Below are 12111 nucleotides of genomic sequence, written 5' to 3'. Positions count from 1 at the left end.
TCAGCCGCGACGCCTTACCGGGAGCGTGTCGCGGCCGATGGCCCGAGGCCACGTAGAGCCGCTCCTACATGAAGCGCATCATCACTTGGTCCGCTCGAACAGCTCGCGGCCGATCAGCATGCGCCGGATTTCCGAGGTGCCGGCGCCGATCTCGTACAGCTTGGCGTCGCGCCACAGGCGTCCGGTCGGGTAGTCGTTGATGTAGCCGTTGCCGCCGAGCACCTGGATCGCCTGGCCGGTGAGCCAGGTAGCCTTCTCGGCCGCGTACAGGATCGCGCCGGCCGCGTCCTGGCGGGTGGTGCGGCCGGCGTCGCAGGCGCGCGCCACCGCATACACGTAGGCGCGGCAGGCGTTCAGACCCACGTACATGTCGGCCAGCTTGCCCTGCATCAGCTGGAAGCTGCCGATCGCCTCGCCGAACTGGCGGCGCTCGTGCACGTACGGCATCACCACGTCCATCGCCGCGGCCATCAGCCCCAGCGGGCCGCCGGACAGCACCAGCCGCTCGTAGTCCAGGCCCGACATCAGCACGCGCACGCCGCCGCCGACGCTGCCGAGCACGTTCTCCACCGGCACCTCGCACTCCTGGAATACCAGTTCGCAGGTGTTGGAGCCGCGCATGCCGAGCTTGTCCAGCTTCTGCGCGGTGCTGAAGCCGGGCATGCCCTTCTCGACCAGGAACGCGGTGATGCCGCGCGCGCCGCCGGCCGGGTCGGTCTTGGCGTAGACCACCAGCACGTCGGCATCGGGGCCGTTGGTGATCCACATCTTGTTGCCGTTGAGCACGTAGCGGTCGCCGCGCAGCTCGGCGCGCAGCTTCATCGAGACCACGTCCGAACCGGCTCCCGCCTCGCTCATCGCCAGCGCGCCGACGTGTTCGCCGCTGCACAGCTTGGGCAGGTAGCGCGCCTTCTGCGCGGCGCTGCCGTTCTTGCGCAGCTGGTTCACGCACAGGTTCGAATGCGCGCCGTAGGACAGGCCGATCGCGCCGGAGGCGCGCGAGATCTCCTCCATCGCCACCACGTGCGCCAGGTAGCCCATCGCGCTGCCGCCGTACTCCTCTTCCACGGTCAGGCCGAGCAGGCCCTGCTCGCCGAGCTTGCGCCACAGCGGCGCCGGGAACGCGTTGTCGCGGTCGGCCTGTTCGGCCAGCGGCGCGATCTCGCGCGCGGCGAAGGCGGCCACCGTGTCGCGCAGCAGGTCGATGTCCTCGCCCAGTTCGAAATTCAACGACGGCATCAGCATGGCGGGCTCCGGAGGCAGGCGTACGGCAGACGGGGCGCCTAGAATCCAGGCGGCGCCGGGGAATGGACGCCAGCGTAGCCGGGAACGGCGAAGAAGTGAACAATAATTCATTAATTGAACCTAGAATCACCCCATGGCCTACAAACGCTCCGCGCTGATGGAAGAACGCCTTGCCGGCAACCGCCAGCGGATCCTGCTGGCGGCGCGGCGGCTGGTCGCCGCCGGCGGCTTCCGCGGCGCGCCGGTGACCGCGGTGGCGGCCGAGGCGGGGGTGTCCACCGGGCTGATCTACCGCCACTTCCCGTCCAAGGCCGAGCTGTTCGTGGAAGTGCTGACCGCGGCGGTGGACTACGAACTGGCGATCCTGCGCGGCATCGCCGCCGAACCGGCGCCAGCGACGCAGCGCCTGCGTGCGGCGATCGCCTCGTTCGTGCGCCGCGCGCTGGCCGGGCCGGGACTGGCCTACGCCTTCATCGCCGAGCCGGTGGAGCCGGAGGTGGATGCCGAGCGCATCCGCTGTCGGCGTCTGTTCGGCGATCTGTTCAAGGGCATCCTCGCCGACGGCGTGGCCGCCGGTGAATTCCCGGCGCAGGACCTGGACGCGGCCGCGGCCTGCCTGGTCGGCGCCTACACCGAGGCTTTGGTCGGCCCGACCGCGCCCAGCCGCGACGGCCCGCGCGACAGCGACCGCCTGGTCGAGGCGGTGTGTGGTTTCTGCCTGCGCGCGGTCGGCAGCGTACAGGCGGGGTAGGACGTTTTGCGCGGCCACGTCGTTCCAATCTCTGCGCAGCGTGGCTCCGGCGGCCGGCGGAATGCGCGAGAGGGGTGGCGGCGCAGCGATGCCGTCGTCATGGCGTGCGACCGGCGAAGCACCAGGAAAGCCGGGCGCGGGGCAAAACTGCTGCGATGCAGCACGCATCGTCTGCGATTGGCCGCGTCGCCGGACTGCCGTGCGCGGCAAACGCTGGCTATACTCGGCCGCGTAGCGGTGGTCCGGTCACCACGTGCCAAAGGGGTGTGATGTGCGGAATTACGACCTCGAATTTCTCAAGCGGTTCTCGATGGTGATCGGCCTGTTGGCCGTCATCACCCTCGGTCTGATCGCGTTCGCGGCCTATTTGCAGCGGGCGATCCCGCCCGAGGTGTCGCCGGTGGCGCTCAAGCGCACCGAGGAACGCATCGCGCCGGCGGGCGCGGTGTATGCCGGCAGCACCGGCGCTGCGGCGCAGGCCGCCGCGCAGGCGGCGGCGCTGGCCAAGGCCTCGGCGCAGGTCGCCTACGGCGGCACCACCGACGGCAAGGTGATCTTCAATAACCTGTGCACTGCCTGCCACACCACCGGTGTCGGCAAGGCGCCGACCCTGGACCATTCGCACTGGGATGCGCGCATCGCGCAAGGCAAGGACACGCTGTACAAGCACGCGATCGAGGGCTACACCGGCCCCGATGGCGGGATCATGCCGCCCAAGGGCGGCAACCCGGCGCTCAGCGAGGCGCAGATCCACGCCACGGTGGATTGGATGCTGTCCAACCTGAAGTAGCCTGCGCATCCCGCGGGTTTTTCCAGCGCCGCCTCCGGGCGGCGCGTTCGTATTCGATGCCGGCCTGTGCCGGCGAGCTAAGGAGAGTGATCGTATGCGCCTGTCGCCCCCGATGTTGTCGTTGCTGCTGGTTGCCGGCGCGCCCGCCGCGCAGGCGTTGACGCCGCCGCAGATGGTGCCGATCGGGCAGCTGCGGCCGGCCGACGGCGCGCAGGGCGTGGTGTTCGAAGGCGTGGTCACCGCGCGCGTGCAGGCCGGCGGCGACGCCTATCTGGTGCAGGACGCCGGCGATGGCGATCCGCTCACCGCCGACGCGCTGCTGGTGCAGGGCGATGCCGACACCACGCTGGTCCCGGGCGACCGGGTGCGGGTCTGGGGCGAACTGGCGCCGCTGCGCGCGGCCAGCCTGGCATCCGCGGGCACGCCGTTCGCCGGTCGCAGCGTGCGCGCCGCCGGGCACACCGTACTGGCGCGTGCACAGCCGCTGCCGCTGCAGGTGCTCGACGCCGCACCGGCCGACTGGTCGGCGCTGGCCGGCATGCGCGTGCGCATCGATGCGCCGCTGACCGTGGTCGATACCGATGCGCTGACCAAGGCCGGCGAACTCGGCGTCGCCTTCGGCGGACGCCTGTGGCAACCCTCCGAGATCGCCGCACCGGGCAGCGCCGAGCTGGCCGCGGCGAACGCCGACAACGCGCGGCGTTTGCTGCTGCTGGGCGAAGCCGGCGCGCATGCGCCCGACAGCCTGCCCGCCTACCTGGGCAGCGGCGAAGCCGCCGTAGCGCCGCGCGCCGGCACCACGCTGCAGGGCGTGGAAGGCATCGTCGGCGGCGTGGTCGAGGGCGCGGCGCGGCTGTATCCGACCGCGCCGTTGCAGCTGACCCCGCCGCCGGCACCGGCGCCGCCGCAGGTCGCCGGCACGCTGCGCGTGGCCGCGTTCAACCTGGAGAACTTCTTCAACGGCGACGGCCGCGGGGGTGGCTTCCCGACCCTGCGCGGGGCGCGCACCGCGGCCGAATTCCAGGCGCAGCTGGCCAAGCTGGTCGCCACCATCCGCCCGCTGCAGGCCGACGTCGCCGCGCTGATGGAACTGGAGAACGACGGCTACGGGCCGACCTCGGCGATCGCCACGCTGGTGACCGCGCTCAATGCCGGCGATGGCGGCGACTGGCATTTCGTCGATGCCGGGCGCGGCCCGGGCGACAACCCGATCCGGGTCGGCCTGATCTACCGCGCCTCGCGGGTCAGCCCGGTCGGCAAGCCGGCGGTGCTGGAAGGCGGCCCGTTCGCCACGCACAGCCGGGTGCCGCTGGCGCAGGCGTTCCGGCGCGGCAACGGGCAGCCGTTCGTGGTCGTGGCCAATCACTTCAAGTCCAAGGGCTGCGGCGACGCAGCCGCCGCCGATGCCGACCGCGGCGATGGCCAGGGCTGCTGGAACGCCACCCGCACCGAATCGGCGCGGCGCCTGGATGCGTGGCTGCGTACCGACCCGACCGGCAGCGGCAGTACCACCAGCGTGCTGCTCGGCGACTTCAACGCCTACGCGATGGAAGACCCGCTGCGCCTGCTGCGCGACGCCGGCTGGGGCGATGCGCTGGCGCTGGCGCACGTCGAACAGCCTTACAGCTTCATCTACAGGGGCCTGAGCGGCCGCCTGGACCACGCCCTGCTGAGTCCGGCGCTGGCACCGCTGCTGCGCGGCGCCGCCGAATGGCACGTCAACGCCGACTCGCCCGACGCCGACGGCTACCGCGAACGCAACCTGCCGGGCCCGTGGCGCAGCTCCGATCACGACCCGCTGCTGCTCGGCTTTGAGCTTTGAGAGCCGGGATTGGGGATTCGGGATTGGGGATTCGTTGAAGCGGAGGGCCGCGATCTGCGCCGGGTGCGGCTGCGTTTAATTCGCCGCTCGGAATAGCGGATGGCCCTGCTGATTGGGATCCTGATGCGCAAGGAAATACGCGGTCTTTCAGGTTGCGAATCGGCGCTTTTGCGAATCCCGAATCCCGAATTCCCAATCCCGGCTACCCGTGCCGATGCCCATTGCGCCGCCAGTTCCACAGGTGCGCGCTCGCCAGCAGCAGGCTGCCGGCGACGGTGACCGGGGTTTCGGCCTGCGCGCTGGGGAATCCGATCGCGCCGGCCAGCAGGCCGCACAGGCCCAGCACGGCCATCGTCCACAGCGGCCACGGCAGCGGCCGCTGCCGCTGCGCGCGCCATAGCGCCAGTCCGGCCAGCGGCAGCGCGATCGCCACGAACAGCCCATGCACCCACTCGGCCTGTGCCCACACGCCGAACAGAGGCAGGGCCGCGGCCAGCAGCGGCAGTGCCAGGCAATGCAGCAGGCATAACCCGGACAGGAGCACGGCGGAGGCATCGAAGAACGGCTGGGGCAGGGATTTCATGGGCGGCGATTCCGGCATTGAAGTGTTATATAGTAACATTTCTTCCGCCCCCGTCCAAGCCGCCATGCCAACGCCCGCCGTGCTCGACCGCCGTCTCCCCGTCACCGTCCTGTCCGGCTTCCTCGGCGCCGGCAAGACCACCTTGCTCAACCGCGTGCTGCGCAACCGCGACAGCCGCCGCGTGGCGGTCATCGTCAACGACATGAGCGAGATCAATATCGATGCGGCGCTGATCCGCGACGGCGGCGCCGCGCTCAGCCGCACCGAGGAAACCCTGGTCGAGTTCAGCAACGGCTGCATCTGCTGCACGCTGCGCGATGACCTGCGCCAGGAAGTGCAGCGCCTGGCCGACAGCGGCCGCTACGATTACCTGTTGATCGAATCCACCGGCATCTCCGAGCCGATGCCGGTCGCCGCCACGTTCGCGGTGCGCGACGAACACGGCCGCAGCCTGGCCGACGTGGCGCGGCTGGATACCATGCTCACCGTGGTCGACGCAGTGAGCTTCCTGCGCGATTTCGGCTCGACCGAACGCCTGGCCGAGCGTGGCCTGCAGGCCGGCGACGACGACGATCGCGGCCTGGTCAACCTGCTGGCGGAGCAGATCGAATTCGCCGACGTGATCGTGATCGGCAAATGCGACCTGGCCACCGCGGGCACGGTGGCGCGCACGCGCGCGGTGTTGCGCGCGCTCAATCGCGACGCGCGCATCGTCGAAGCCAGCCACGGCGACGTGCCATTGGACCTGGTGCTGGATACCGGCCGTTTCGATTTCGTGCGCGCGCAGCTGGCGCCGGGCTGGATGCAGGCATTGCGCGGCGAGCACGCGCCGGAAACCGAGCAGTTCGGCATCGGCAGCTTCGTCTACCGCGCCCAGCGCCCGTTCCATCCGTTGCGTTTCGCGCGGCTGGCGCAGAACGGCCTGCGCGACGTGGTCCGCAGCAAGGGCTTCTTCTGGCTGGCCAGCCGCATGGACTGGGTCGGCGAACTGTCGATCGCCGGCGCGGCCACCCAGACCAATGCCGCTGGCTTCTGGTACGCCGCGCGCGAACGCGTCGAACAGGGCTTGCTGGACACGCCGCTGCCGTTGCCGCCGCGGCCGCTGCCCTACACCGAACTGGGCTGGCAGCGGCAGCACAGCGCGTGCTGGAGCGCGCCGCCGCCGCGTGCCGATGAGGTGGGCGATGCGCGGGAGTACGCGGCGCTGCGCGCGCTGTGGCACCCGCTGTGGGGCGATCGCCGCCAGGAGCTGGCGGTGATCGGCGTCGACCTGGACGAGGCGCGGGTGCGCGCCGAACTCGACGCCTGCCTGCTCGACGACGCGGAACTGGGGCGCGGGCCGGCGGCCTGGCAGGCGCTGGCCGATCCGTTCCCGGTGTGGCGGCGCTGAGGGATTGCTGGGGTTGTCGGCGTTTCTGGTTCGCTTGCTGTTCATTGGCTAAGAACCATCCCCACACGCAGGTCCCCGCGCTTCGATCGTCGCGGCTGAAGCCGCTCCTACAGGGGCCGGACGCCTGATGGGTGCACTGTAGGAGCGGCTCCAGCCGCGACAGAACCCATGCCCGCACACACCACCGCTAACCGCGCGCACCAACCGCGATCAGCACGATCGCCAGCAGCGCCGCCACCAGGCCCGCGCGGTTCCAGACGCTAGTCTTCTCGCCGAAGGCCATTACGCCGAGCAGCGCGCCCAGCACGATCACGCCCAGGTTCATCGCCGCGAACACCACCGCCGGGCTGTCCGGCAGCGCCTGGTGCGCGCGCACGTAGAACGCGATGTTGCCGAAGTTGAGCGTGCCCAGCAGCAGGCCGGCGCCGAGGTTGCGCCAGGCCAGCGGCGCACTGCCGCGCAGCTGCCGCCACAGCTGCACGCAGAGCAGCAGCACGAAGGCGATCGCGAAGGCGACCAGCAGCGAGGCGGCGAACGGCGTGCCGGCCTGGGCGATGCGTTTGAGCAGCACGTCGATCGCGGCGAAGCCGGCCCATACCAGCAGCAGCCATGGCGCGGCGCGCGCTGCGCCGGCCGGCGTCGGTCCGGTCCGGTGCACGATGCCGGCGATGGCCAGCAGGCCCAGCGCCAGCCCGGCCAGTTTGTAGTCGTTGGCGCGCTCGCCGAACAGCGCGAAGGCGGCCGCCAGCGACAGCAGCAGCGATAACCGCTGTGCCGCGTCGGTGCGCACGATGCCGGCCAGCGCCACCGCGCGGCCCAGCACCAGGAACAGCGCCGGCAGCAGCACCGCCAGCCCGAGCAGCGCTGCCCACGGCGCCTGCGCGCTGCGCAGCGTGGTCAAGGTCGGGTGCAGCAGCGCCGCGCACAGCAACGCCGCCGCCAGATAGTTCCAGGTCACCGCCTGGGCCAGGTCGATGCGCCGCCGCGGCGCCAGCTTCAGCAATGCGGAGACCAGCACGCTGCACATCACACTCAGAAGAACGAACGCCACGCGCAAGGGATCCGGTCGGGGAAGAGAACGCTGCGTGCGCCTGGCCTGCATGTGGCCTGTACCCAGCCCCGCTATTATGAGCGCATGACCTCTCCCGCTTTCCCTACCGAATCCGGCGCATTGACGCTGGACGGCCCCGCCGGCCCGATCGAGGCCGCGGTCGATTTGCCCGATGCCGAGACGGCCGCCTTGCCGGTCACCGCGATCGTCTGCCACCCGCTGTCCACCGAGGGCGGCACCATGCACAACAAGGTGGTGACGATGGTCGCGCGCGCGCTGCGCGAACTCGGCGTGCACGTGGTGCGCTTCAACTTCCGCAGCGTCGGCGCCTCCGCCGGCAGTTTCGACCATGGCGACGGCGAACAACAGGACCTGGCCGCGGTGGCGGAGTGGGTACGCGCGCAACGCCCGCACGATGCGCTGTGGCTGGCCGGTTTCAGCTTCGGCGCCTACGTGTCGTTGCGCGCCAGCGCCGCGCTGCAGCCGCAGGCGCTGGTGTCGATTGCGCCGCCGGCCGGGCGCTGGGACTTCGCCGGCGTGGAACCGCCGCCGCAGTGGCTGCTGATCCAGGGCGATGCCGACGAGATCGTCGATCCGCAGGCCGTGTACGACTGGCTGGAGACGCTGCAGCAGCAGCCCGAGCTGGTGCGCATGCCCGACACCAGCCATTTCTTCCACCGCAAGCTGATCGACCTGCGCGGCGCCTTGCAGCACGGGGTCAAGGCATGGCTGCCGGCGAAGCAGGCGTGAGCGCGGAGCGTGGTCAGGCGGCCGCATGGCCGCAGGCAGGGCGCTGCGCGGGCGCGCGCCGATGAGCGCCGCCGCCACGCCTTCGCAACGCTACGCCGCCGGCGTGGCGCGCGGCGACTGGAGCGACGACCCGGCGCAGCACGCCGCGCTGGCCGAACTGGACCGCATCCACGCCGCGATCGTGGACAGCGACCAGGACGGCTGGCTGGATCGCCTGGCTGCGTTCTGGAAGAAGCCCGAGCCGGTGCGCGGCCTGTATTTCTGGGGCGGCGTAGGCCGCGGCAAGACCTTCCTGGTTGACCTGTTCTACGACGGCCTGCCCATCGAGCAGAAGTACCGTACCCATTTCCACCGTTTCATGCGCGGCGTGCACGAGCGCCTGCGCGAACACGCCGGGCAGAGCGATCCGCTGGCCAAGATCGCGCAGGAATGGCGCACGCAATTGCGCGTGCTGGTGCTGGACGAATTCTTCGTCACCGACATCGGCGATGCGATGCTGCTGGCACGGTTGCTGGAGCGCCTGTTCGCCGAGGGCGTGACCCTGGTCACCACCTCCAACACCGCGCCGCAGAACCTGTACCTCAACGGCCTGCAGCGCGAGAGCTTCCTGCCGGCGATCGCGCTGCTGCAGAAGTACTGCGTGGAGCTGTACGCCGAAGGCACCGAGGACTACCGCATGCGTGCGCTGACCCGCTCGCCGGTGTACCGCGCGCCGCTGGACGCGCAGTCCGACGCGTGGCTGGACGGGCGCTGGGGCGAACTCAGCGGGAATGAAGCCGCGCGCAGCGGCAACATCGTCATCGAGGCGCGCAAGATCCCGGTGCGCGGCCGCGGCAAGAGCATCGCCTGGTTCGATTTCGCCGCGCTGTGCGAAGGCCCGCGCGGACCGGCCGACTACATCGAGATCGCACGCGAGTTCAACACCGTGCTGCTCGGCGGCATTCCGCACTTCGACCGCATGAACGAAGACGCGGCGCGGCGTTTCGTCAACCTGATCGACGAACTGTACGACCGCCAGGTCAACCTGGTCTGCACCGCGCAGGACCCGCCGCCGCAGCTGTACAGCGGCGAGCGCCTGGCCGGCGCCTTCGAGCGCACCGCCTCGCGCCTGATCGAGATGCAGAGCGCCGAGTACCTGGCCACCGCGCACCGCGCCTGAGCGTGATGTGTGGGCCGAGATGCTCTGGCGAGGTCGGATTGCGCTTTGCCGCGGAGTATCGGCCCGGAAGTGTCGTGTACACGGAACGCATGTCGCTTCGTTCGTCGCGGCTGAAGCCGCTCCTACAGAAACTGCGGTTGGCTGACTGGGTGCACTGTAGGAGCGGCTTCAGGGCACCTCGAACAACCATAGTTTCATCACTATGAGCCGCGAATGGGCAGCGTCAGCGCGTCTTGAGGACGACTGCGGTGTATTGCCGGCTTGCTGGATGGCATTGATGTGCCAGGTAAGGCGGCCGTCGGCCGCCTTACCTGATCACGCCGGCACGATGCCGCGATGCTGCAGCCGCGCCAGCCGCATCAGGTTGTGACTGGCGACCTTCAACCCGATCACCACCGTGGCCCGTGCCAACCCGATGGTGCGCAGGCATTTACCGCCCTGCTGCGCCAGCCGCGCGAACGGGTGTTCGCCGAACACCCGGTCCTTGGCAAGCCGCCGGTTGCGGCGCTGTTCGGCCGCGCTTAGCGGCTTGCGCGCCTGGCCCTGGTGCTGAATGGCCGCCCGATAGCCACGTTGCGTCAGATCGGCCTCCCGCGATGCGTCGGCATAGCCACTGTCGGCCCACACCGTGCGTCCGCGATTGCGGGGATCCAGCACCTCCTCGAAGTGTCGGCTGTCATGCACGTTGGCTGCGCTCACCGCATGTCGGCGGATGAAGCCCCAACGCCGATCGGTGCTGGCGTGCAGCTTGTAGCCGTAATGCGCCTTGCCGTGCTTGCGGGTCCAGCGGGCTTGCACATCCTTCTGCGCCCGCTTGGCGTCGCTCCAGTCTTGGCCTACCTCGCCACCCTGCTTGATCTGTGCGTTCTCCTCGCGCGTGTTGCGTTGGATCGGGGCGCTGACGATGCTCGCATCGATGATCTGGCCGCCACGCGCAATGAATCCCGCCCGCTGCAATTGCACGCCGACCGCTGCGCTGATGTCGCCCATCACATCCTGCGCCTTAAGCCGCTCGCGCCACACCCAGATCGTCTTGGCGTCAGGCACCTTGCCGCTGTGTTCCAGTCCAAGGAACTGCTGGAAACTGCGCCGATCCAACACCTGGTACTCCAGCGCATCGTCAGAGAGGTTGTATAGCTGCTGCAACAGCAGCAGTTTGACCATCACCACCGTCGGCCAGGCCGGACGGCCCCCGCGCGTGCCGGTGCCCAAGGACAGCTTCGCATCGACGGCTTGGGCAATCGTTGCGAAATCGATATGGCGAGACAACACCGCCAGCGGGTCGCCTATCTGCTGACGCTTGGACTCGCGTTCGTGTCCGGCAAACAAGCTGATCATCGCGCGACCTCGGCTGTTGGCTAAGACCCTATGATGCCAAAGCAGGCAGGTTTTTAGAGGTGCCCTTCAGCCGCGACGAACGGAGCAATGCGGCCGGCAGGCGCCGCATTCCGGTCTGGGCCGAAGCTCGCAGTGGACGAAACGGCGCACGGCGACCGGTTCGATCTGGAAAAGTGCTTGCAATTAAATAGCGCGCTATGTAAATTGCATCCATGCCGAAGAAGCGCACCTCTGCCGAGATCCCCAGCCGCGACGCGGCGCTGCAGTTGGATCAGCAGCTGTGCTTCGCGCTGTACTCGGCCAACCTGGCGATGCACAAGCTCTACCGCGGCCTGCTGAAGACGTTGGACCTGACCTATCCGCAGTACCTGGTGATGCTGGTGCTGTGGGAAGGGGATGCGCGCACGGTCGGGGCGATCGGCGAGCGCCTGTTCCTGGATTCGGCCACGCTGACGCCGCTGCTGAAGCGCCTGCAGGCCAGCGGCCTGGTCACGCGCGAACGCTCGGCCGACGACGAACGCCAGGTCGTGGTGCGCCTGACCGTAGCCGGCCGCGCGTTGCGCAACAAGGCTGGCGCGGTGCCCGAGCAGGTGTTCTGCGCGGCGGCGTGCTCGTTGCAGGACCTGCGCCAGCTCAAGCAACAACTGGAAACCTTGCGCGGCAACCTGGGCGGCGGCTGATGCCGTCGCCACGCAGCCGACATCGGAGCATGACGTTTCGTTAATTAAGTAGTGTGCTATTAAATAGCTGTCAATCAACCGGCGCGACGCGCCTCACCAGGAGCAACCACCATGGCCTCACCCGAAAAGATCCTCTACACCGCTCACGCCACCGCGACCGGCGGCCGCGAAGGCCGCGCCGTGTCCTCCGACAAGGCGCTGGACGTGAAGCTGTCCACCCCGCGCGAGCTGGGCGGCGCCGGCGGCGACGGCACCAATCCGGAGCAGCTGTTCGCGGCCGGCTATTCGGCCTGCTTCATCGGCGCGATGAAGGCGGTCGCGGCGCAGGACAAGCAGAAGCTGCCGGGCGAGGTCAGCATCGAAGGCAGCGTCGGCATCGGCCAGATCCCGGGCGGCTTCGGTATCGCGGTGGAACTGCGCATCGCGGTGCCGGGCATGCCGCGCGAGGAGCTGCAGGCGCTGGTCGACAAGGCGCATCAGGTCTGCCCGTACTCCAACGCGACCCGCGGCAACATCGACGTGAATCTGGTCGTCCTCGACTGATCGATGTCG

At 69.5% G+C, this 12111-nt stretch carries 12 protein-coding genes; 8 read left to right on the top strand and 4 right to left on the bottom strand.

Annotated features, from left to right (window positions below):
- Positions 1 to 81 precede the first annotated feature (81 nt).
- A complete protein-coding gene (locus HEP74_RS20535) occupies positions 82 to 1245 on the bottom strand; it encodes an isovaleryl-CoA dehydrogenase (RefSeq protein WP_185814432.1) in 1164 nt (387 codons plus the stop codon).
- A 133-nt stretch (positions 1246 to 1378) separates the two neighbouring features.
- On the opposite strand from HEP74_RS20535, the gene HEP74_RS20530 reads away from it, so the two are divergent.
- The 3 genes from HEP74_RS20530 to HEP74_RS20520 all read left to right on the top strand — a co-directional run bounded on the left by HEP74_RS20530 (position 1379) and on the right by HEP74_RS20520 (position 4608).
- The gene (locus HEP74_RS20530) at positions 1379 to 1996 is read left to right on the top strand and encodes a TetR/AcrR family transcriptional regulator (protein ID WP_185814431.1); all 618 of its coding nucleotides are present in this window, start codon (positions 1379 to 1381) and stop codon (positions 1994 to 1996) included.
- A 271-nt stretch (positions 1997 to 2267) separates the two neighbouring features.
- Positions 2268 to 2786: a c-type cytochrome gene (locus HEP74_RS20525; protein WP_185814430.1), complete on the top strand. Its 519-nt coding sequence runs from the start codon at positions 2268 to 2270 to the stop codon at positions 2784 to 2786.
- 94 nt (positions 2787 to 2880) lie between these two features.
- Positions 2881 to 4608, top strand: coding sequence for an ExeM/NucH family extracellular endonuclease (locus tag HEP74_RS20520; protein ID WP_255427817.1), 1728 nt, complete (start codon positions 2881 to 2883; stop codon positions 4606 to 4608).
- Positions 4609 to 4810: 202 nt separating this feature from the next.
- Here the strand turns inward: HEP74_RS20520 and HEP74_RS20515 are convergent, their stop codons facing one another.
- The gene (locus HEP74_RS20515; protein ID WP_185814429.1) at positions 4811 to 5191 is read right to left on the bottom strand and encodes a MerC domain-containing protein; all 381 of its coding nucleotides are present in this window, start codon (positions 5189 to 5191) and stop codon (positions 4811 to 4813) included.
- A gap of 64 nt (positions 5192 to 5255) precedes the next feature.
- Between HEP74_RS20515 and HEP74_RS20510 the strand changes: the two genes are divergently transcribed.
- Complete coding sequence (locus HEP74_RS20510; RefSeq protein WP_185814428.1) at positions 5256 to 6581, top strand: GTP-binding protein; 1326 nt, start codon at positions 5256 to 5258, stop codon at positions 6579 to 6581.
- Positions 6582 to 6768: 187 nt separating this feature from the next.
- On the opposite strand, the gene HEP74_RS20505 is transcribed toward HEP74_RS20510, so the two are convergent.
- Complete coding sequence (locus tag HEP74_RS20505) at positions 6769 to 7632, bottom strand: EamA family transporter (protein ID WP_185814427.1); 864 nt, start codon at positions 7630 to 7632, stop codon at positions 6769 to 6771.
- Positions 7633 to 7716: 84 nt separating this feature from the next.
- Here HEP74_RS20505 and HEP74_RS20500 point away from each other — a divergent pair, with 84 nt between their 5' ends.
- Both HEP74_RS20500 and zapE read left to right on the top strand, forming a co-directional pair.
- The gene (locus HEP74_RS20500; protein ID WP_185814426.1) at positions 7717 to 8382 is read left to right on the top strand and encodes an alpha/beta hydrolase; all 666 of its coding nucleotides are present in this window, start codon (positions 7717 to 7719) and stop codon (positions 8380 to 8382) included.
- 61 nt (positions 8383 to 8443) lie between these two features.
- A complete protein-coding gene (gene zapE / locus HEP74_RS20495) occupies positions 8444 to 9541 on the top strand; it encodes a cell division protein ZapE (RefSeq protein ID WP_185816743.1) in 1098 nt (365 codons plus the stop codon).
- A gap of 315 nt (positions 9542 to 9856) precedes the next feature.
- Here zapE and HEP74_RS20490 read toward each other — a convergent pair whose 3' ends face one another.
- On the bottom strand, positions 9857 to 10879 hold the full coding sequence (locus HEP74_RS20490) for an IS5 family transposase (protein WP_185814425.1): 1023 nt from the start codon (positions 10877 to 10879) through the stop codon (positions 9857 to 9859).
- A 212-nt stretch (positions 10880 to 11091) separates the two neighbouring features.
- Between HEP74_RS20490 and HEP74_RS20485 the strand changes: the two genes are divergently transcribed.
- Positions 11092 to 11559, top strand: a complete 468-nt coding sequence (locus HEP74_RS20485; protein WP_185814424.1) for a MarR family winged helix-turn-helix transcriptional regulator — start codon at positions 11092 to 11094, stop codon at positions 11557 to 11559.
- A 111-nt stretch (positions 11560 to 11670) separates the two neighbouring features.
- On the top strand, positions 11671 to 12102 hold the full coding sequence (locus HEP74_RS20480) for an organic hydroperoxide resistance protein (RefSeq protein ID WP_145703847.1): 432 nt from the start codon (positions 11671 to 11673) through the stop codon (positions 12100 to 12102).
- The last annotated feature ends 9 nt before the right edge of the window (positions 12103 to 12111 follow it).

Source organism: Xanthomonas sp. SS, assembly GCF_014236835.1.
Lineage (GTDB): Bacteria > Pseudomonadota > Gammaproteobacteria > Xanthomonadales > Xanthomonadaceae > Xanthomonas_A.
Note: the sequence above shows the minus strand (reverse complement) of the source record. Positions and strands in the feature narration are given on the sequence as shown.

What these genes read in the sequence shown, in the direction of transcription:
- HEP74_RS20490 (WP_185814425.1), bottom strand. Translation starts at nt 10,879, where the DNA reads ATGATCAGCTTGTTTGCCGGACACGAACGCGAGTCCAAGCGTCAGCAG.
- HEP74_RS20530 (WP_185814431.1), top strand. Translation starts at nt 1,379, where the DNA reads ATGGCCTACAAACGCTCCGCGCTGATGGAAGAACGCCTTGCCGGCAAC.
- HEP74_RS20480 (WP_145703847.1), top strand. Translation starts at nt 11,671, where the DNA reads ATGGCCTCACCCGAAAAGATCCTCTACACCGCTCACGCCACCGCGACC.
- HEP74_RS20510 (WP_185814428.1), top strand. Translation starts at nt 5,256, where the DNA reads ATGCCAACGCCCGCCGTGCTCGACCGCCGTCTCCCCGTCACCGTCCTG.
- HEP74_RS20520 (WP_255427817.1), top strand. Translation starts at nt 2,881, where the DNA reads ATGCGCCTGTCGCCCCCGATGTTGTCGTTGCTGCTGGTTGCCGGCGCG.
- HEP74_RS20485 (WP_185814424.1), top strand. Translation starts at nt 11,092, where the DNA reads ATGCCGAAGAAGCGCACCTCTGCCGAGATCCCCAGCCGCGACGCGGCG.
- HEP74_RS20535 (WP_185814432.1), bottom strand. Translation starts at nt 1,245, where the DNA reads ATGCTGATGCCGTCGTTGAATTTCGAACTGGGCGAGGACATCGACCTG.
- zapE (WP_185816743.1), top strand. Translation starts at nt 8,444, where the DNA reads ATGAGCGCCGCCGCCACGCCTTCGCAACGCTACGCCGCCGGCGTGGCG.
- HEP74_RS20515 (WP_185814429.1), bottom strand. Translation starts at nt 5,191, where the DNA reads ATGAAATCCCTGCCCCAGCCGTTCTTCGATGCCTCCGCCGTGCTCCTG.
- HEP74_RS20500 (WP_185814426.1), top strand. Translation starts at nt 7,717, where the DNA reads ATGACCTCTCCCGCTTTCCCTACCGAATCCGGCGCATTGACGCTGGAC.